Source organism: Ignavibacteriota bacterium, assembly GCA_016708125.1.
Classification (GTDB): domain Bacteria; phylum Bacteroidota; class Ignavibacteria; order Ignavibacteriales; family Melioribacteraceae.
Genome location: JADJGF010000001.1, coordinates 1,963,682 through 1,984,409 on the forward strand (window position 1 = coordinate 1,963,682; position 20,728 = coordinate 1,984,409).

Here is a 20,728-nt window from a genome sequence, read left to right on the forward strand (position 1 = left end):
TAAGGAGTTACAAATGGAAGAAACACAAGTATTCAGTTTACCAAGACTTAATGAACCGGCACCGGATTTTAATGCAAAAACAACTCACGGAATGATAAAGTTATCAGATCTAAAGGGAAAATGGGTTGTTTTATTTTCTCATCCGGCAGATTTTACACCGGTTTGCACAACGGAATTTATGGCATTCGCACGAAAAAATGGAGATTTCAAAAAATTAAACACACAAGTAATTGGTTTAAGTATTGATAGCATTTATTCACATTTGGCTTGGGTAAAAAATATTAAAGATAATTTTGATGTTGAAATTCCTTTCCCAATTATTGACGATTTAAATATGAAAGTTGCAAAAGCATACGGAATGATTCATCCCGGAGCTTCCGATACTTCGGCAGTTCGTGCAGTTTTTATAATTGACGCAGAAGGAATTTTAAGATCAATGATATATTATCCTTTAACAAACGGAAGAAGTATTGATGAAATTTTAAGAATTGTTGAAGCTTTGCAGACAAGTCAGAAATTTGGAGTTGCAACTCCGGAAAATTGGAAACCGGGAGAAAAAGTAATTATTCTTCCTCCGCAGACACAAGAAGCTCAAACAAAACGTAAAGATGAAGGTTACGAATATACAGATTGGTATTTCAGCAAAAAGTCTTTATAAATCTTATAGGCTATATTAAAATTTGAGTTTGTCATTCTGAGAAGTTACGTTTTATGTAACTTCGTGAGAATCTGAATTTTAGTATAGCCTAAATTTATAATTTTATATAATAATTATTATTATCTAAAATATATTATCAAAAGGGAAATGAAATGAAAGAATTAGTAAAACAACTCAATCAAAATTTGGCAGATGTTCAAGTTTTGTATGTAAAGCTTCACAATTATCATTGGAATGTAAAAGGTCCGCACTTTTTTGGAATACACAAACAAACCGAAGAATATTATGATTATTTTGCCGGTGTTTATGATGATGTTGCAGAAAGAATTTTACAAATTGGCGGAAAACCATTAACAACATTAAAAAGTTATTTGGAAAAAGCAAAAATTACTGAAGAAAATAAATCGGAATTTTCTGCAAGCGAAGTAATAAATAGTGTGGTTAATGATTTTGAATATTTGTTAAATGAATTTAAGCAAACGTCAGAAATTGCAGTCGGCAAAAAATGATTTAACAACTCAAGCTTTAGCAGATGGAAATGTTGCTTGGTTAGAAAAATCTTTGTGGATGTTGAACGCAAGTAAGTAAAAACGTGAAAACGCAAAAAGTGAAACGAGGAAAATAAAAACAATATTGGGGCATGTTTTCATTTTAAAAAACTTTAAAAAGATGCCATCTTTGAATTATAGTGTATGGAAATTGAAATAACATTCTAAAGAAAAACCCTTTTTGCCCCGAAACATTTTACGGAATGACAAACATTTTGTCATCTCGAAAGAGTGATTCGTTTGCTAACGGAGATTGAGAGATCTCAGAATTAATTTATGAGATTTCTCTTCCGATAAAAATCATCGGAAATGACAAACATTTGTTTTTTAAATTTTTATCGTTTCTACATCTCAACGTTTTTCGTCTTTCGTTTCCACGTTTATCATTTTATGTTTCAACGATTTTTACTTAGAACGGAAACTCTTCTTTTAAATCTACTTTTTCTTTTAACTTTTCAGTTTTAGGTTTCTGCGCAAAAATATGTTTTTCGTTTCCTTCAACATAAATGGCTTTGTAGGGTTTTGTGGGACAAGCATGTTCGCAGGCACCGCAACCGATGCAAATTTCTTCTTTCAAAAATGGTGATTTTAAATTTACTGATTTATCTAAAACCATTTCTACGGCTTTTGTTGGGCAATGTTCAGCACAAGCTCCGCAATCAGTTTTCTGTGAATAGACCACACAATTTTCTTTCACAAATTTTGCTTTACCAAGTTGAATTAATTGTTTCTTTTCTAACTTTTGAGGAAGAATTGCACCGGTCGGACAAACTTCCGAACAAATTACACAATCAAAATTGCAATAACTTGCTATGTAATCCATTCGCGGCTGCATAATTCCCAGCAATCCATATTCTAAAAATGAAGGTTGTAGAACTTGCGTTGGACAACTTGCGACACACAAACTGCACGCAGTACATTTATCCGTAAAATTTTCTATCGAAACTGAACCGGGCGGAGAAATTGGAGTTTTTCTAATTACCGGAATTTTACTTTCTTTGTAAACTTCAATTTTTTGTTGAGCTTTTAAAACTAAATTTGTACCGAATGTAAAAATTCCAATATTTTTTAAAAAATTTCTGCGAGTAGAATTTTTAATTAATTCTGATTTTCCTTCTGATTTTAATGGATATCGCGATACATAACTAATTCCAATAGAAGGACAAACATCAAAACAATTAAAGCATCCCACACATCTACTAAAATCAACTTTCTGAGTTTCCGATTCAATGCAATTTGATTTGCAAACTGTTTCGCAATCACCGCATGAAATACAATTCTGCTCAATTACAGCAATTTTGAAAAATGAAAATTTTGATAAAATTCCTAAAAAAGTTCCAACCGGACAGACAGAATTGCAATACAATCTTCCAAATTTTATACTGAAAAACAAAATCAAAATAAAAATTGTTAACGAAAATAAAAATGAGAAGAAATTTACTCCCGCAAAATCTAACGGATTTATGATGTACAAATTTACTTTTTCAAAAAGGAAAGAAATTAAATTATTGATTTCAATTGTTATTGGTCGAAAAATATTTGATAGAATTCTTCCAAAATTACTGTAAGGATCAAGTAAACTTATTCCGAAAGAAATGCCTGACACCAATAGAATAATAGTAATTATTAAAATTGTATTTCTAGTTTTATCCCAAGCGGCAGAAAATTTATAATTAATTCTTTTCCTTTTTTTGCGAAAAAAAATAATTATATCTTGCAAAATTCCAAGTGGACAAACAGTTGAACAATAAACTCTTCCAAAAATTAATGTCAAGATTATTATAAAAATAAATCCCATCGAAGTAATAGAAAAAGTTGTAAGAAATTTTTGCAGTGAAGGAATAAACTGAAGATAAAGCGGATATTGCGAAAATTTTGATTGAACAGAAAAAGACAAATCGAAAAATAAAATTAGAAATGAAACAAAAAATATTAATGAAAATATAACTCTGATCTTTTTCAGAAATTGAAGATTCATATTAAAGAATAATTCTATTAATTTTTAATTTTGATAAATCCATTGTCCCAATTCTCATTTCGTCTGCAATTTTAATATACCCAATTTCACTTGGTTCTCTTCCGAATAATTTTGTTGCTGCAGAATCTGCGGCAACAATATCTGTAGAAATTATTTGAGATTTCAAAGTCAGAACATCATCTTTAGAAACGCCGCGAGGACCATTTTTTTTCATAACAAAATATGCATCAACAATATTTAAGTCCGGTTTTCTAAAAGTTGCATAATCTGCAATACATTGATGTAAATTATTTCTGTGCCAAAAACCTCTATCCCAAACATTTCCCATTAAATTTTTCATAGCCATTGTAAGCTCTGCGCTTGAGTGGTTTTTCAGAATCGGTACATTTATAAAAACATCACAATCTAAAATTAGTTCGTGTTCGGTTGTAGATTTAAGATTTTTGCCATTTTTGATTTCCACATTTTGATAATAACTTTCACTGTTTCCCGGAACAACTTTTGCACCGGCATCTTTTGCTGCTTTTTCAATTCCGCTGTTTGTGTAACATTTATTCCAGTTATCACAAGTATGATCAAAAACATAAACATCCTTTGCCCCGGTATCAAAACAATGTTTTACAATCTGCGAAATTAATTTTGGATTCGTGTTTGCGGCACGTTCTGGTATTGTATCCCAACCAATATTGGGTTTAATTACAACTTTTTGATTTTTTTTAACAAACTTTTTCATTCCTCCAAATGACTTAATTGCTTCATCAAACATAAGATCTGGTTCACCGCCTTTAATTGCAACTAAATCATAAACTTCAGAACTTACAGTTTTACTATTTGCAAAAAGATTAAGTTTGTCTCCAAAAGAAAAATAAGTGCAAGCAGCAGCTCCTGCATAAGAAGTTTTCTTAAAGAAATCGCGTCGGTTCATAAAAATTCTCCATTTGATATTGGATAAAACTATCTCTTTTGTTTATTTTAAAATAGAAATATATTATGTTTATTACAAGAAAAACAAAAGGTGTAAAATGGATTTAGTTTTAGGAAAAATTAGTCAGAAAGAAATTGTAAAAAGTTCTGTGTTTGATGTTTTAGCATTGGCGTTTGTATATTTTGTACCGGCACTTTCTCACTTAACATCTTTACCAATTTATTTTATTGAACCAATGCGTTTGATGTTAATTTTATCAATTGCTCATACTTCAAAAAAGAATGCTTACATAATTGCTGCAACTTTACCTATTTTCTCTTTTGTAATTTCTGCTCATCCGCATTTAATTAAAACATTTTTAATTACCGGAGAATTATTACTAAATGTTTGGCTTTTCTTTTTCTTAACAGAAAAAATTAAAAATAAATTTGCATCAATGATTATAAGTATTGGATTAAGCAAAATGGCATATTATGCAGTAAAATTCGGATTACTGAGTTTATTACTTATTGATGGAAGTTTAATTTCAACACCGATATTAATTCAAGTAATTACAACTTGGGTTTTCAGCGGTTATGTTTTTTTGATGAAAAAATAGAATATAAATTTTACTTTTTCTAAAAATCAAATTTCAAAAAATTATTTATTGTGTAAATGAATATCTCTTTGCGGAAATGGAATTTCGATATTATTTGCATCAAATTGTAACTTAATATTTTCAGTAACTTCAGAAAGAACATCCCAATAATCATCTGTTTTACACCAAGGTCTAACAGCAATATTTACACTACTTTCAGCTAAAGCTCTAACAAAAATATCCGGCTTCGGTTCTTTTAAAACTTTTGGATTATTCTGTAAAATTTCATCAATAATATTTTTAGCTTTTTTAAAATCTGATTTGTAACCAATTCCGAAAATCATATCAACTCTGCGAGTTTCATTAAACGTAAAATTTACAATATTATCCGAAGTCAATTTTGAGTTTGGAACAAATAATAATTTATTATCTATTGAAATTAATTTTGTAACAAAAATTCCAATTTCTTTCACAGTTCCTTCACCGCCGCCGCCTTGAATATAATCGCCAACTTTAATTGGTCGAAATATAATTAACATTATTCCGGAAGCTAAATTTGATAAAGAACCTTGTAATGCCAAACCGACTGCAAGTCCGGCAGCACCAAGTACTGCAACAAACGATGTAGTTTCAATTCCTAATTTATTTACGGCGGCAATTACAACAAAAGTTATTAAAATAATTCTAACTAATGAAGTAAAGAATTTTAGTAAAGTTATATCTACATTTGATTTAGCTAAAAATTTATTGAAAATTTTCGAAATTATTTTCGCAAGCCAAATCCCAATTATTAGAATTAAAATTGCGCTTAAAATTTTAAAGCCATATTCGACCGAGTATTTTTCTAGTATAGATAAAATGTTTTTCATTCTTTAAATATTGTTTATTGATAAATATAAAGATAGTAAATGAATCAAAAAATTGTAATACGTTTGTTAATTAAAAACTCCATCAATTTTGTTTCCACAATTTTTACATTTTCAGGATACATAACAAAACATTGCTTTATATTCCAAAATTCTCTTGCAACTTGGAATATAAAATTTTATATTCCAAGTTATTGTTATAAATTATAATATGATTATTTATATTATAGGAAAAATATGGATATAAAGAATTTCAAAGCCGGAAATTTAAAGAAACAATATGAATACTTTAGTTTTTCCCCGAATATAGTAAATATTGAATGGATAATCTCAGATCCGGAGTTAAATAGCCTATTAGGAGAAGCAAATAGAAAAATTGGAGAATTAAACGCATTTTCTCAACTTATCCCAGATGTTGATTTTTTTATTATGATGCATATTACAAAAGAAGCAACAAAATCCAGTAAAATAGAAGGCACACAAACCAGTATTGAAGAAGTTTTTATAAAAGAAGAAAATATAAAGCCGGAAAGGCGTAATGATTATAAAGAAGTACAGAACTATGTATCTGCAATGAATTATGCTATAAGCGAACTTGAAAATTTACCACTTTCAAACAGATTGCTGAAAAAGGGTCATGAAATTCTTTTAACAAGTGTAAGAGGAGAAAAGAAAACACCCGGTGAATTTAGAAGAAGTCAAAATTGGATTGGAGCAACGCTAAAAGATGCGGTTTTTATACCACCAACTGCTGATGAAGTAAATGAATTAATGAGTGATTTAGAAAAGTTTTTAAATAATAACAATATAAACGTTCCTCATTTAATCAAAATTGCAATAGGTCATTATCAATTTGAAACGATTCATCCTTTTCTAGATGGCAATGGAAGATTGGGAAGGCTTTTAATAACATTATATTTGGTCAGCAATAAAATTTTAGTAAAGCCAACATTATATTTATCGGATTTTTTTGAAAGGAATAAAATTTATTATTATGATAATCTAACAATTGCCAGAACCAATAATAATATTTCACAATGGATAAAGTTTTTTTTGGCAGGTGTAGTTGAAACTTCTCAAAATTCAATTGAAACATTTAACAGCATTATTAAACTTAAACAAAAATTGGAAAGTGAAGTATTGTTAAAAATGGGAAAAAAACAAATTAGAGCAAAAAAGTTGCTTGATGAATTATATAAAAATCCAATAGTTGATAGCTCTATAGTTATGAAAATTCTTAATGTTACTCCTACAACTTCTAATAATTTAATTAAAGAATTTGCAAAATTTGGAATATTAGTTGAGCTGACTGGTTTTAAAAGAAATCGTCTTTATATTTTTGATGAATATGTTAAGATATTTCAAAAATAATTTTTTTGAAACGAAATTAGTTTAATTAAAAACTCCAACAATCTGTTCTCCACAATTTTTGCATTTGCCATTTTTCATTTTTATGTCTAAAACAGAATGCCAATCTCTAATAATAATTGGTTCTTTACAATTTGGGCAATAGGTTGTTTGTCCTTCCAAATTATGAATATTTCCGACATAGCAAAAATTAATACCTTCATTAATTGCAATTTTTCTAGCCATTTCTAATGTTGAAACTGGAGTTCTAATTTTATCTCTCATTTTAAAATCCGGATGAAATGCTGTAAAATGGAGCGGAACATTTTCACCTAAATTTGTAACAATCCAATTGCACATTTTTTTAATTTCATCTGAACTATCATTTTCATCTGGGATTAATAGTGTTGTAATTTCTAACCAAATTTCTGTTTCGTTCTTTAACCACAATAAAGTATCAAGAATATCATTCAAATGAGAAAAAGTTAATTTGTGATAAAAAGTTTCAGTAAATGCCTTCAAATCTACATTTGCCGCATCAATATATTTGTAAACATCTTTACGAGCGTTTTTATCAATATATCCGGCAGTTACCATTACATTTTTGATATTTTCTTCACGAGCAATTTGAGAAATATCTATTACGTATTCACCAAAAATTGTCGGATCATTATATGTATAAGCAATTGAAGGAGTTTTATATTTTTTTGCAAGATTAACAACTTGTTCCGGAGAAGCATTAAGAGAATTTATTTCATCCAATTTAGATTTGCTGATTGACCAATTTTGACAAAACTTGCATCCCAAATTACATCCGGCAGTTCCAAAACTTAAAATTTGTGTTCCCGGTAAAAAATGCGAGAGTGGTTTTTTTTCAACTGGATCAATTGCAAATCCGGTTGGTCTTCCGTAACCAATAGAATAAAGATTATTATCAATATTTTCTCTTATGTAGCAAAAACCTTTTTGCCCATTTCCAATTGTGCAGTAGCGCGGACATAGTGTGCAGAGTATTTTTCCGTTAGATTGAAGTTCCCACCATTTTGCTAATTTATATTCCATTTCTTACTTTTTCTTTTCCTACTAAAGTAAGATTTTTTTATTAATCTACAACTAAAAAACGCACCCAATTTTTTCTGTTTATTTCATCAATCGGAGCTCCGGCTGTAAAAACAACAACATCACCGGTTGTAACTATTTCATCTTTTATCAAAATTTCCAATGCACTTTTGATATAAAAATCTTCGTTCATTATATCTTTTAAAAAGTAGGGTTTTATACCTTTATGTAGATTCAAGTGATTAAGCGTGTCAAAAGAATCTGAGAAAGCGAAAATATGTGCATCCGGATTATATTTTGAAAGTATGTTTGCCTTTCGTCCTTGATGTGTAAAAACCACAAGCGCTTTTGCATTTACTTGATTTGCAATTTCGACAAAAGCTTTTCCCGTTGCATCAAAAATATTATCAGCTTTACTTTTAGGATTTTCAAATTTTACTTTTGTCTTAAATTGACTCTGAGATTCAGTTGACATTAAAATGCTTTTCATCGTTTTAATTGTTTGTCGTGGATATTTTCCAACAGCCGTTTCACCGCTTAACATTACAACATCAGTTCCATCTAAAACTGCATTCGCCACGTCGGATGCTTCGGCTCTTGTGGGAATTGGATTTGTTATCATCGATTCCAACATTTGAGTTGCAGTAATTACAAGTTTGCCAACTGAATTACATCTTCCAATAATATTTTTCTGAATTATTGGAACCAACTGCGGAGCTAATTCAACTCCAAGATCACCTCTTGCAACCATAATTCCATCAGAAGCTTCAAGTATTGCCTCAAAATTTTCTACTGCTTCCGGTTTTTCAATTTTTGCAATAATAGGTTTATTGTAACCTTTGCTTTTCATCCAATTTTTAAGTTCATAAATATCTTCTGCATATCTCACAAACGATAGAGCCACATAATCAACTCTGTGTTTGAATGCAAACTCCATATTTTTTTTATCTGTTTCAGTAAATGATGGCGTGCTTAAAATCATTCCCGGTAAATTCATTCCTTTTTTTGGTTTGAGTTTTCCGCCTTCAAGAATTTTGCAAACCACCGATCTTTCTTTTTTACTGATAATTTCTAACTTTATTAATCCATCATCAATTAAGATTTGATTACCAATTTTTGCATCAACAATTAATTCTTGATATGATGATGATATGATATTTTCATTTCCCAAAATAGTATCAATTGTAATTTCAATATTATTTCCAGTTAGAATTTCAACTTCATCTTTTTCTAATTTGCCGATTCTAATTTTAGGTCCTTGCAAATCTTGAAGAATCGGAATTGGCATTTTGCTCGTTTCGCATACATCATGAATTTTGTTAAATAAATCCGTAAAATAATTTTCATCTCCATGCGAGAAATTCATTCTAAATGCATTAACCCCTTCATCAATAAGTCCAAGCAGCATTTCTTTGCTATCTGTTGCTGGACCAATTGTAGCTAAAATTTTTGTTTTTACAAATCTAGTATTCAATTTTTTCCTTTTACTTTAGATGTATTAGTTCCATTATTTTCTTTCTCTTTTTGATTTTGCGGCTGCGGACGAGTTCTGTGTTTCATATCGGTTAAACATTTTTCAACTTTTCCGTAAACAGTATTCGGCTGATATTTTCCATTCTTCATTTGCTTTCCGGCTTTAACTCCAGTGAGCAATTCTATTGCTTCATCAACAGTTTGAATAGAATAAATTGAAAAATTTTTATTTCTTACTTCATCAATAATTTCATCTTTCAACATAAGATCTTTTACATTCTGAAGAGGAATAATTACACCATGAGTTTTATCCAAACCTCTCGATTTACAAACATCAAAATAGCCTTCAATTTTTTCATTAACTCCGCCTATTGGCTGAATATCACCTTTTTGATTTATTGATCCGGTAATTGCAAAATTTTGCTTGATCGGTATTTCGGCAATGCTGGAAAGGAGCGCACATACTTCAGTAACCGAAGCGCTGTCTCCGTCAATCATTCCGTATCCTTGTTCAAAAACCAAACTTGCGGTAAATGATAGCGGTAAACGCTTTCCAAATTTTTCTCTAAAATATCCGGTGATTATTAAAACTCCTTTATTGTGTGTGCTTCCGCTAAGTCCGGCTTCGCGTTCAACATTTATAATATTTCCGTTTCCAAGTCCAACCGATGCAGTAATTCTTGTTGGCTTTCCGAATGAATAATAACTTCCGCCATAAACTGCAAGACCGTTTATTTGTCCAACTCTTGAACCATGTGTATCAATCAAAATTGTTTTTTGATCAATCATTTCTTTCATTTTGGAATCATACATCGCATGGCGTTCCACGGAAGAATCATAAGCTCGCTGAACATGAATCGAAGTTACAATTTTTTCACCTACATCTTTAGCCCAAAAATTTGCTTCACGCGCAAGATCGGCAATGTATGCAAATCTTGTTGTTAATTTTGTTTGATCACCAGCGTATCTTGCACCATATTCAATAATTTTACTAATTGCAGATTTATCAAATTCCAATAATTTTTCTTGCGTAACAAGTTTTTTTACAACTTTAGCATATTCAATCAAGGCACTTTCCGTACGATTCATTTCATAATCGAACTCAGCTTTAATTTTAAAAACTTTATTAAAATCATCTTCATAATTTGAAAGCAATGAATAAGAATAATTATTTCCGATCATTATAACTTTGCAATTAATTTCAATTGGTTCCGGATTTAATGTGCTTGAAGTGATTTGATAAACACTCGATAAATCTTGAATCTCCAATTTCCCATGAAGTAAAACGCGTTTTAAAGTTTTCCAAACTCCCGGTTCTTGAATTGCATCAATTGCGTTAATTACCAAATAACCGCCGTTGGCTCTTAGAATTGAACCGGATTTAATATTTGTAAAATCTGATTGCCAAACTCCCGAGCCATCATTTACTTTTTCAATTGCACCAAATAAGTTGTTGTATGTTGGAGAAGTTTCAATCACAACGGGAATTTCTTTTACGTTAGAATTATCAAGAATTAAATTCACTTGATACGCCAATAAATTTTCTGCGTTTTCAACTTCACTATTATTTTTATGCTGAGGAGGAATTTTGAAAATATCCAAATCTTCCAAAATATTTTCTGTTACTTTAGCAAAATATTTTTGAGCTTTTTTCGATTTATATTTTTCGCGTAATTCATCAAATGTTGCGGAAATTAAATTCTTCACAGCGTTAGATTCAAGTTCACTTAATTGAGTCTGAAAACTTTGAGTGAGTTTTAAACTTTCCTTAAAAACAGAATATAATTCATCTTGATGAGAAGTATATTTTTTTACAATTTGTTCTGCATCCTTTTCACTGATTTTTTTTGAACCGACAAGTTCATTTAGCTGTTGAATATAAACCGGCTGATTTTCTATTACTGCAAAAATTTCCGGACGTGTTACTTCTTCAACTTTAATTTGACCAAGTGTGAGATTGTCTTTTCTTAATTTTTTTTCAAAACTGCTTACTAATGATTGCTGAGATTTTCCATAATCGGTTGCTAATTTTTTTCGTTCGGATAAAAATGGTTCTCGCTCTAAAATTTGCGGAATATTTTCATGTATAAGTTTGATAGAATTTTTCATATCATTCTTAAACATTCTTCCTTGTCCCGCGGGAAATACCAATAAACTTGGGTGATCGCTGTCTCTAAAATTATTTACATAAATGTAATCGTTAAGTTTTACATTTTTCTTCGGTAAAAATTCCTTCAATATATTTTTTATTGATGTTTGTTTTCCCGTTCCGGAAAGTCCAGTAATAAAAATATTATAACCAGGTCCTTCAATATCAATTCCAATTTTCAGAGCTTTAATCGCTCTTGCTTGACCAACAATTCCGTCAATAGGTGTAATGCTGTCCGTTGTATCAAATTTAAAACAACCGGGATCGCATGTTAACTTTAATTGTTCTGTTTTTAGAGGTAGATATTTTTGAGCTTTATGAAGTGTCATAAATAAACCAATAATAATTGAATATTTTATTTACTAAAATATAACCAAAAACTTTATTTCAATTTATAGTAAATTTATTTTATAAAAATTTCTAACTAATCAATTCCCGCATAATTTTGTGAGGAAGGGTAAAATCCATTTAAACAATATGAATGATAATTTTCAATCCGAAATTGCCGATTTAAATTTCTTTAAAATTTTTCTAACGGAAATAAATAAACGAAAAGAAAATCATAATAGAATAAATATTTCACATTTATCCGGCTCTGCAAAATCAATAATAATTTCATTGCTTAGTAAAAAAGAAAAACAAATTTTGGTTCTTCTTCCTACAAGACAATTGGTAAATGAAGTTAATGTTGAATTAACAATTTTAGGATTAGCCGAAAAATTAATTCCGATTGAAGTTATTGAAATTGAATCTCTGCAAGAAAAATTAACAACAATAAAAAATAGAGATTCATTTATAATAATTGCCACTTATGATATTCTGAAAATTAAACTTCCATCAAAAGAAGCAATTGAAAAAAACACAACAAAAATAGAAGTCGGCAGCGAATTAACTTATGAAGAATTGGTAGAATATTTAAACACAATAAATTATAATCATGAAAAAGCTATTGTTGATCCGGGAAGTTTTGCGGTGCGCGGGTCAATAATTGATTTTTGGTCATATAGTGAAGAACATCCATGTCGGCTTGAGTTTGACGGGGATTTTTTAGAATCAATAAGATTATTTGATCCAGAAAGTCAACGCTCATCAAATAAAGTTAATAGCATTACTCTTGCATCGTTTCTAAACAATGAAGAATCAATTTATTCCGAAAATATTTTTAGTTACTTAAGTACACCGTTGGTTTTTGCAAATATTTACGATTTGGAAAAATTAAACGGAGATAAAAAAGTAGTTGAAGAAATTTATGAAGATGATTTAGATGAAGAATTAAAATCGGAATTATTGGAAAATAGTATTCCCCAAATTCTGAAAGAAGAAATTAACGTTGAAAATAATATTCCTTTGGAAAAATTATTTAGTGAAAAAGCAAATTGGATTATTGAAGATTTGTTTGGCAATAATAATGATAAAACTTTTCTATATATAAAATCTGCACCGATTATAAACTCTAACTTTACTTTACTATTTAAAACTCTGCAAGATTTTACCGATCAAAATTTTAGAATTTTTATCACCGTAGAAAATGAAATTCAAGGAAGAAGATTATTTGATTTATTATCAAGTTTTAACGAAGAGCTAAATCGCTTGCTGGAATTGGGGATTGTTAAAATTAAAGTTTTAGCAATCAAAGAAGGGTTTCTAATTCCAAGTGATAAAATTTTAATTCTTACAGATTATGAAACTTTTAATAAACCATATCGAACAAAAATTTCTAAGAAACAAATTTTAAGAAAATCTCGAGTTAAAGAATTTGCATCGTTAAAAATTGGTGATTTTATTGTTCATGAAAATTTTGGAATTGGAAAATATGTAGGATTAGAAACAATAAAAATTGGAATGGTTGAGCAAGAGACAATAAAAATAATTTATGCTGAAGGCGGAATTGTTTATCTAAATATGAATTATTTATCTCTTGTAAAAAAATATTCTTCCGGCGATAAATTAGAACCAAAACTTACTACACTTGGCAGCGGCGAATGGCGATCAACAAAGAAAAAAGTTAAAACAAAAATTAAAGAAGCTGCGAGAGATTTAATAAAACTTTACGCACAAAGAAAAGCTGCACAAGGTTTTGCTTTTTCTAATGACACAGTTTGGCAAAAAGAATTGGAAGCATCGTTTTTATATGAACCGACTCCGGATCAAGCAAAAGTTACAGAAGAAGTGAAATCCGATATGGAGCAAGAAAATCCGATGGATCGGCTCGTTTGCGGTGATGTGGGATTTGGTAAAACCGAAGTTGCAATTCGCGCTGCATTTAAAGCCGTTAGCGATGGCAAGCAAGTTGGAATGTTGGTTCCCACAACAATTTTAGCAGAGCAGCATTACAATACTTTTAAAGATCGACTTTCACAATTCCCGGTTAAAGTTGCAGTACTTTCAAGGTTTGCAAGTAAAGCAAAACAAACTGAAATTATAAAAGAACTTTCTGAAGGAAAAGTTGATATTGTAATTGGCACACACCGACTTTTATCAAAAGATATTAAATTCAGTAATTTGGGATTATTGATAATTGATGAAGAACATAGATTTGGCGTAATGGCAAAGGAGAAACTTCGTCAAATTAGAGTTAATGTTGATACTTTAACCTTAACCGCAACGCCAATTCCCAGAACATTAAATTTATCATTACTCGGCGCAAGGGATTTATCAATTATAGCAACGCCTCCGCCAAACCGCCAGCCGATTTATACAAAAGTTGAAACTTTTGATATTGTAAAAATTAGACAATGGATTTTGGACGAAATAAAAAGGAAAGGTCAAATTTATTTTGTTCATGATCGCGTTCAATCAATTGAAAAAATTGCGCAATATTTACATAAACATATTCCGCAAATAAAAATTTTAGTTGCGCACGGACAATTAAAACCGGCTCAGCTTGAAAAAGTAATTTATGGTTTTATGAACAAAGAAGCGGATGTTTTAATTTCCACAAAAATTATTGAAAGCGGACTGGATATTCCAAACGTAAATACAATAATTATAAATCGTGCAGATAGATTTGGTTTAGCAGAACTTCATCAATTGCGCGGAAGAGTTGGAAGATCGGACCGGCAAGCATACAGTTATTTTTTAGTTCCTTCGTTAGATACGTTAAATCAAAAAGCTGTAAGAAGACTTCAAGCAATTGAAGAATCGACTGAACTTGGCGGCGGATTTAATTTAGCAATGCGCGATTTGGAAATTCGAGGATCGGGAAATTTATTAGGAACTGAGCAATCCGGATCAATAGACACCGTTGGTTTTGATATGTATGTAAAATTATTGGATGAAGCAGTTGCAGAACTTAAGGAAGATGAATTTAAAGATGTTTTCAAAAATTTGCCTAAACATCAACAGAGATCGGAGCCGACTATTGATACATATTTTGAAATCGGAATTCCGAAATCTTTCATGCCGGATCAATCGGATAGATTAAGTTTTTATCAAGCATTATTTTCCATGATTAAAATTGATGAGCTTGATGAAATTAAGGATGAACTTCAAGATAAATTTGGAAAATTTCCTGTAATTGTTGAAAGGTTAATTTTAACTGCTGTATTAAGATTTTATTCTTCGTTTGCGCAGTTTGAAAGAATTGTAATCACTCGAAAAAAAGTTACATTAATTTTACCAAAAGGCGAAAATGAAGATTTTTATAAAAATAAATTTTCAATTTTAATGCAATTAATTGTTTCCGAATATTCAAAAACCATTAAGTTTATTCAAGAAAAAGATGTAATGAAATTGGAATCAGAAAACAAATTTAACACAGCCGAAGAAGTTTTAACATCAACATTAAATTTTATGAAAAAGTTAATTCTTATTTATAAAATTGATATTTGAAAAATTGCTGAAACAAAATAGAGTAAAATTCGTCTTAAGAAAAAAATAAGTATAAACATGAACGAAAATTACAAACGCAATAACGAAAGAAAATTATACGAAACTTTGAAAGATGATATTTCCGAAGGCGGATTCAGCACAAATATTTCTAATGATTATTCCGAACTGAAAGAATTTTTTTTAACGGAAGAAAGAAAAAAACAGCTTTCCGGAATGGGAAAAGTTAAAAGATTCTTTTATATGATTTGGTGGATGTTAAAAGAACTTTTGTTAAAATTAAATCCCACAAGAAGATTGCTTTTAATTATTGGATTTGTATTTCTTGTTTCTGCCGGAAGTTTTGGCTTAAATGGAAACAACGTAAATTTTTCTTATGACACAAGTGTTTTGGGCGGAATAATTATTTTGTTTATTCTAATGCTTGAACTAAAAGACAAACTTTTAGCAAAGGATGAACTCAATGCTGGAAAATCAGTTCAAGTTGCGTTAATGTCGGATAAAAATCCTAAAGTTTCCGGATGGAAAATTTGGCTGTTTACAGAACCGGCAAATGAAGTTGGCGGCGATCTTGTTGACTTTGTAAAAGTCGGAGAAAATAAATATGGAATTACACTTGCGGATGTTTCCGGAAAAGGATTAGCAGCCGCATTACTTATGTCTAAACTTCAAACAATTGTTAGAGCTTTTGCGCCGGATATAATAAATCTTTCTGATTTCGGAGAAAAAATTAATAAAGTATTTCACAAAGATATTTTGCCAAATAGTTTTGCCTCAATGGTTTATTGTGCAATTGAAGAAAATTCAAACGCATTGGAAATTCTTAATGCGGGACATTTACCGCCGGTAATTCTAAAAGGAAATGAAATTGAAATATTGCCAAAAGGCAATGTGGCATTGGGTTTATCAAACAATTCTAAATTTACGACTCAAAATATTGTTTTAGAAAAAGACAATTGTTTAATAATATTTTCCGATGGAGTGACGGAAGCAAGAAATTTACATGGAACATTTTTCGGTACGGAAAGAATTTATCAATTCTTAAAAACATCAAATCAGCTTTTACCTCAACAAATTGGTGAGAAATTACTACAGTACGTAAAATCTTTTATTGGTAGTGAAAAAAAATACGATGACCTTTCAATAGTGATTTTAAAGAAAGATTAAAATTGCTTATCGATATTTAATATAAAATTAATTTCTGAAGGATATTTAAGAACTTAAAATTTATTATTTTATTTCAGAGTTCTGAAGATTATTCAAAATATCTTAAAATCATAATAAAGGTAAATTATGCAAACAATACTTGGTGCAAACGGTTCGGTAGGTAAAGTTCTAGCAAAAGAATTAATGAATTACACAAATGAAATTAAACTTGTAAGTAGAAATCCAACAAAAATTAACGATGCCGATATTTTGATGAAAGCGGATTTGCTCAATCCAGCATTGCTTGATGAAGCAGTGAAAGGTTCAGAAGTTGTTTATGTAACAATTGCATTTGAATATAAAACTTCCGTATGGAAAGAAAATTGGCCAAAATTTATGTTCAATCTAATTCAATCATGTAAAAAGTATAATTCCAAAATTGTGTTTGTGGATAATATTTATATGTATGATCCAAAATATTTATCAGATATGACGGAAGAAACACCAATAAATCCAATTTCTGAAAAAGGAAAAATTCGTGCACAAATTGCAAAAATGCTTTCAGATGCAATTGATAAAAAAGAAGTTACTGCACTTTTTGCTAGATCGGCAGATTTTTACGGAACAAATGTTGAAAATAGTGCGCTAACTTTAACTGTATATAAAAATTTGTTAAAAAATAAAAATCCTCAATGGATTGGTAAATTAGATGTGCTTCATAGTTTTACAAATATAAATGATATAGGTAAATCAGTTGCGCTTCTTGGAAATACAAAAGATGCGTTTAATCAAGTTTGGCATTTGCCAACGACTGATGAAAAATTATTAACAAGAAATTGGATTGAAATTTTTATGAACGAAATGAATATGAAAAAAAATATTCAGTCAATTCCGGTTTGGGCAATTGGTCCGCTTGGAATTTTTATTCCAATTTTAAAAGAGTTGAAAGAAATGGCATACCAATTTGATAGAGATTATTTTTTTAACAGTGCAAAGTTTACCAAACATTTTATTTTTACACCAATCTCTCCAATTGAAGGAATTAGAGAAATTATAAATTTAAATAAATGAAAATTTTGTAAGTGATTTTGAGTTTAGAAAAATTATTGCAAAAATAAGACACTTTGTATATTTTCATTTAAAACTTTTGGTGAAAAATGAAAATAAAAATTTTATCTCTCACTTTACTTATAACAAATTTATTTTTTTCACAAGTTACGCAAAATCCTCAATACCAATCGTATCTTGCGCATATTTCAGCGGCAAATTCTTCACTTCGATTAAATGAAAAATCAGAAGCTAAAAAATGGATTGATAATGCTCCGAGCGAATTCCGCGGCTGGGAATGGAAATATTTAAAAAATAAAATTGATCAAAGTTCGGCAATTCTAAATTTGAAAGAAATTACGCCAACAAAAATTTCATTGAGTGAAAACGGAAAGTTTTTAATTTTTGGTGATCTTGAAGGAAAAATTCATATTCACAATTCAGAAAATTTTGAACAAATTAAAATTATTGAAGGTCATTCAAACACAATTTATTCTGCAAAGTTTTTTGATAATGATACAAAATTAATTTCATGTTCACGCGATACTACAATCAGAATTTGGGATTTTAATTCCGGTAATGAACTATGGCAAATTAAAACCGGCGGACTTGGACTTGCCGATGTTGATGTTTCACCGGATGGGAAAACTATTGCTTATTGTTCTTGGTATTTTAATCAAAATGGAGTAAGTGGATTTATTCAACTTTATGATTTAGAAAAGAAAGAAAAAATTTGGCATAAAGAATTTAATACACATCCGCTTGTTTCAATAAAATTTTCACCGGATGGAAAAAAGTTTGCAGTAGGAAGTTGGGAATGGCAAGTAGGCGTTTGGGATTTGAACGATCTTTCGACAAATAAAAATTTTGATTTTAATGATGTGAAAACATATTCAGCAATTGATGATATTGCGTTCAGTCCGGATAGTAAATTAATTGCAGCCGCAACAAAAAATACTTCTCCAAGAATTTGGGATATTGAAAGCGAAAAATTAATTCATGAATTACGCGGACATTTTAAACCGGTTTATTCAATTTCATTCAATAAAAATGGAGATAAAATTTACACTGCCGGCGATGAAGGTGTAATTATTGTTTGGGATGCAAAAAACGGAAATCGTTTAAATAAAATTTTTGGTCATGATGGAAAAATTCATTCACTTATTTTTTCTAAAGACGGTGAAGAAATATTTACCGCATCAAAAGATAATACAATCAGAAAATGGAAAACTAATATTGGACTTGAATTTACAAACTCTGAAGGAAGAAATAATTCTGCAACTTATGCAATTGATATTTCTCAAAATGGAAAATTATTAACAATGAACGGACCGGATTCTTTGCTAAGTATTTGGAATGTTGAATCCGGCGAATTTATAAAAAATATAAACGGAATAAATAAAGATTTGCTGAATGATGTATCGTTCAATAATGACGGTACTTTGGCGGCTGTTTGCAATTGGAATAACTCTGTAAAAATTTATAAAACCGAAACCGGTGAATTATACAGAAATTTAGCCGGATCAAATGGAGGAAGTGCAAAAATAGAATTTTCTCCGAATGGAAAAATTGTTGCAATTATTTCAACAGAAAAAGCAATTGTTTTGTGGGATGTAGGAACTGGAAATTTAATTAAAAAACTTTCGCTGGAATCTCGTCCATTCGGATTGAAATTTAGTAATAATGGAAAGTTAATTTCAGCCGGTGAATCAAATGGAAAAATAACTTTATGGAATTCAGAGACATTAGAAAAAATTATGGAAACTCAAGCGCATAAAGGTCAGCCAAACGATTTATCATTTTCGAAAGATGATGAAATTATTTTCAGCGCCGGAGAAGACGGAACAGTTAAAATGTGGGATGTAAAATCCGGAAAATTAATAAAAGAATTTAAGGGACATCAGCAAAGAGTTTTTTGCTTAGATATAACTTCGGATGGCAAAAGACTCGCAACCGGTTCCTCAGATTTAACTGCAAGAATTTGGGATATTGAAACGGGCGAATTAGTTTTGATATTGTCAGATTTTACAAATCCGGTTTATAATATTTTGTTTTATCACAATGGAAATAAATTGTTGGTAAATTCTTCTGGCGCAGAAATTTTGGTATATAATGCTGAATAGAAGAAATGTAAATGTAGAAACGAGGACATATAAATTTGAAAAATAAATAGTAAAACAGAAAAGTTATTTTAAAAAGATGCGAACTTATATAAAGATCGCATCTTTGAAAACAAGAAAATATAGTTATGGTTTCACCGAATAATCGTAAATATATATTTATGTTAAATCATATAAAACTTTATGATTCTAAAAAAAAAAGCCGTGACTAAATATCACGGCTAATTTTTGAGATTGGGGGAATTTAATCAAAATTATTTTTTACCGAAAAGTCCACCCAATAAATCCATACCTTTACTTAAAATATCGCCATCCGGAACTTTTCCATCCGGAGTTAATTTATCTACAGCTTGTGGTAATAAATTTGATAATTGTGATAAAACTGAGTTTTGGTCCATTCCCAATTTTGATGCAATATCTTTAACGGTATCGGAGCCAAGTGCATTTTGTAATTGATCAGGAGCAATTGCTTTGTTTTCACCTGTGCTAACCCAAGATCCAATAATATCACCAAGACCTTTTGAAGCAAATTGACTTACCAATCCGCCTAATCCTCCTTTTTGTCCGCCGATTAAATTCATAACGATTGACATGAGATCATTTTTATCTCCGCCGCCAAGAACAGATTTTAACATATCCATTTTTTATTCCTTTTTTTTTGTTGTTGAAAAATATCGTGCTGCAATATATAAATTTATTTGAAACTTCACATATCAATTTTAAAAATGTTAAAAATATAAAGCAAATTAGATTAAAGTAAATTCAACTGAAATTATTAAAAAATCGAATTGAAAATAGTATGATTGGTAAAAATATATTAAATATTGAATTCATCCTATGTTGCATATGCAACCAAGAATCATTTTTAATAATCTGTTTGCTTGAAAATGCTGAAAAACTATATTAAATTAACTTTTAATAATAAATTTTTTGTTGAAAACTTAATTTTATGAGAAAAAATAAGGTTTTTTAATAAGATAAAATAACCTTTAACATGTTTGCAAATT

Annotated in this window: 14 protein-coding genes and 1 pseudogene; 8 read left to right on the forward strand and 7 right to left on the reverse strand. The window is 29.8% G+C overall.

The genetic code is table 11. The features are described 5' to 3' along the window. Window positions 1–13: 13 nt before the first annotated feature. Together IPH62_08780 and IPH62_08785 are read left to right on the forward strand one after the other, a co-directional pair. Window positions 14–658 (forward strand): peroxiredoxin, encoded by a 645-nt coding sequence (locus IPH62_08780; GenBank protein ID MBK7105365.1) that lies wholly within the window; start codon window positions 14–16, stop codon window positions 656–658. Between the two features lie 152 nt (window positions 659–810). Then, window positions 811–1,246, forward strand: a pseudogene (locus tag IPH62_08785) (DNA starvation/stationary phase protection protein). A gap of 369 nt (window positions 1,247–1,615) precedes the next feature. On the opposite strand, the gene IPH62_08790 reads toward IPH62_08785, so the two are convergent. Beyond that, the gene (locus tag IPH62_08790; protein ID MBK7105366.1) at window positions 1,616–3,184 is read right to left on the reverse strand and encodes a 4Fe-4S binding protein; all 1,569 of its coding nucleotides are present in this window, start codon (window positions 3,182–3,184) and stop codon (window positions 1,616–1,618) included. Window position 3,185: 1 nt separating this feature from the next. After that, the gene (locus IPH62_08795) at window positions 3,186–4,109 is read right to left on the reverse strand and encodes a DUF362 domain-containing protein (protein ID MBK7105367.1); all 924 of its coding nucleotides are present in this window, start codon (window positions 4,107–4,109) and stop codon (window positions 3,186–3,188) included. Window positions 4,110–4,206: 97 nt separating this feature from the next. On the opposite strand from IPH62_08795, the gene IPH62_08800 reads away from it, so the two are divergent. Beyond that, window positions 4,207–4,707 (forward strand): hypothetical protein, encoded by a 501-nt coding sequence (locus IPH62_08800; protein MBK7105368.1) that lies wholly within the window; start codon window positions 4,207–4,209, stop codon window positions 4,705–4,707. Between the two features lie 41 nt (window positions 4,708–4,748). Here the strand turns inward: IPH62_08800 and IPH62_08805 are convergent, their stop codons facing one another. Then, a complete protein-coding gene (locus IPH62_08805) occupies window positions 4,749–5,555 on the reverse strand; it encodes a mechanosensitive ion channel (protein MBK7105369.1) in 807 nt (268 codons plus the stop codon). 234 nt (window positions 5,556–5,789) lie between these two features. On the opposite strand from IPH62_08805, the gene IPH62_08810 reads away from it, so the two are divergent. After that, a complete protein-coding gene (locus tag IPH62_08810) occupies window positions 5,790–6,923 on the forward strand; it encodes a Fic family protein (GenBank protein MBK7105370.1) in 1,134 nt (377 codons plus the stop codon). 21 nt (window positions 6,924–6,944) lie between these two features. On the opposite strand, the gene amrS is transcribed toward IPH62_08810, so the two are convergent. Genes amrS through IPH62_08825 form a run of 3 tightly spaced genes read right to left on the reverse strand, consistent with a single transcriptional unit; the run spans window position 6,945 to window position 11,909 of the window. Beyond that, the gene (gene amrS / locus IPH62_08815) at window positions 6,945–7,961 is read right to left on the reverse strand and encodes an AmmeMemoRadiSam system radical SAM enzyme (protein MBK7105371.1); all 1,017 of its coding nucleotides are present in this window, start codon (window positions 7,959–7,961) and stop codon (window positions 6,945–6,947) included. A gap of 40 nt (window positions 7,962–8,001) precedes the next feature. Beyond that, window positions 8,002–9,432 (reverse strand): pyruvate kinase, encoded by a 1,431-nt coding sequence (pyk, locus tag IPH62_08820; GenBank protein MBK7105372.1) that lies wholly within the window; start codon window positions 9,430–9,432, stop codon window positions 8,002–8,004. Beyond that, window positions 9,429–11,909, reverse strand: coding sequence for an AAA family ATPase (locus tag IPH62_08825; GenBank protein ID MBK7105373.1), 2,481 nt, complete (start codon window positions 11,907–11,909; stop codon window positions 9,429–9,431). The genes pyk and IPH62_08825 overlap by 4 nt, the downstream gene beginning before the upstream one ends. A 148-nt stretch (window positions 11,910–12,057) precedes the next feature. Here IPH62_08825 and mfd point away from each other — a divergent pair, with 148 nt between their 5' ends. The 4 genes from mfd (at window position 12,058) to IPH62_08845 (ending at window position 19,724) form a co-directional block, all read left to right on the forward strand. Beyond that, window positions 12,058–15,411 (forward strand): transcription-repair coupling factor, encoded by a 3,354-nt coding sequence (mfd, locus tag IPH62_08830; GenBank protein MBK7105374.1) that lies wholly within the window; start codon window positions 12,058–12,060, stop codon window positions 15,409–15,411. 57 nt (window positions 15,412–15,468) lie between these two features. Continuing rightward, complete coding sequence (locus IPH62_08835; protein ID MBK7105375.1) at window positions 15,469–16,575, forward strand: serine/threonine-protein phosphatase; 1,107 nt, start codon at window positions 15,469–15,471, stop codon at window positions 16,573–16,575. 126 nt (window positions 16,576–16,701) lie between these two features. Continuing rightward, window positions 16,702–17,625, forward strand: coding sequence for an NAD-dependent epimerase/dehydratase family protein (locus IPH62_08840; GenBank protein MBK7105376.1), 924 nt, complete (start codon window positions 16,702–16,704; stop codon window positions 17,623–17,625). A gap of 86 nt (window positions 17,626–17,711) precedes the next feature. Next, on the forward strand, window positions 17,712–19,724 hold the full coding sequence (locus tag IPH62_08845) for a WD40 repeat domain-containing protein (protein ID MBK7105377.1): 2,013 nt from the start codon (window positions 17,712–17,714) through the stop codon (window positions 19,722–19,724). 251 nt (window positions 19,725–19,975) lie between these two features. On the opposite strand, the gene IPH62_08850 is transcribed toward IPH62_08845, so the two are convergent. Then, a complete protein-coding gene (locus IPH62_08850; GenBank protein ID MBK7105378.1) occupies window positions 19,976–20,362 on the reverse strand; it encodes a DUF937 domain-containing protein in 387 nt (128 codons plus the stop codon). Between the last annotated feature and the right edge of the window lie 366 nt (window positions 20,363–20,728).

What these genes read in the sequence shown, in the direction of transcription:
- IPH62_08850 (MBK7105378.1), bottom strand. Translation starts at nt 20,362, where the DNA reads ATGGATATGTTAAAATCTGTTCTTGGCGGCGGAGATAAAAATGATCTC.
- IPH62_08845 (MBK7105377.1), top strand. Translation starts at nt 17,712, where the DNA reads ATGAAAATAAAAATTTTATCTCTCACTTTACTTATAACAAATTTATTT.
- IPH62_08790 (MBK7105366.1), bottom strand. Translation starts at nt 3,184, where the DNA reads ATGAATCTTCAATTTCTGAAAAAGATCAGAGTTATATTTTCATTAATA.
- IPH62_08810 (MBK7105370.1), top strand. Translation starts at nt 5,790, where the DNA reads ATGGATATAAAGAATTTCAAAGCCGGAAATTTAAAGAAACAATATGAA.
- IPH62_08840 (MBK7105376.1), top strand. Translation starts at nt 16,702, where the DNA reads ATGCAAACAATACTTGGTGCAAACGGTTCGGTAGGTAAAGTTCTAGCA.
- IPH62_08805 (MBK7105369.1), bottom strand. Translation starts at nt 5,555, where the DNA reads ATGAAAAACATTTTATCTATACTAGAAAAATACTCGGTCGAATATGGC.
- IPH62_08835 (MBK7105375.1), top strand. Translation starts at nt 15,469, where the DNA reads ATGAACGAAAATTACAAACGCAATAACGAAAGAAAATTATACGAAACT.
- IPH62_08780 (MBK7105365.1), top strand. Translation starts at nt 14, where the DNA reads ATGGAAGAAACACAAGTATTCAGTTTACCAAGACTTAATGAACCGGCA.
- amrS (MBK7105371.1), bottom strand. Translation starts at nt 7,961, where the DNA reads ATGGAATATAAATTAGCAAAATGGTGGGAACTTCAATCTAACGGAAAA.
- mfd (MBK7105374.1), top strand. Translation starts at nt 12,058, where the DNA reads ATGAATGATAATTTTCAATCCGAAATTGCCGATTTAAATTTCTTTAAA.
- IPH62_08800 (MBK7105368.1), top strand. Translation starts at nt 4,207, where the DNA reads ATGGATTTAGTTTTAGGAAAAATTAGTCAGAAAGAAATTGTAAAAAGT.
- IPH62_08825 (MBK7105373.1), bottom strand. Translation starts at nt 11,909, where the DNA reads ATGACACTTCATAAAGCTCAAAAATATCTACCTCTAAAAACAGAACAA.
- IPH62_08795 (MBK7105367.1), bottom strand. Translation starts at nt 4,109, where the DNA reads ATGAACCGACGCGATTTCTTTAAGAAAACTTCTTATGCAGGAGCTGCT.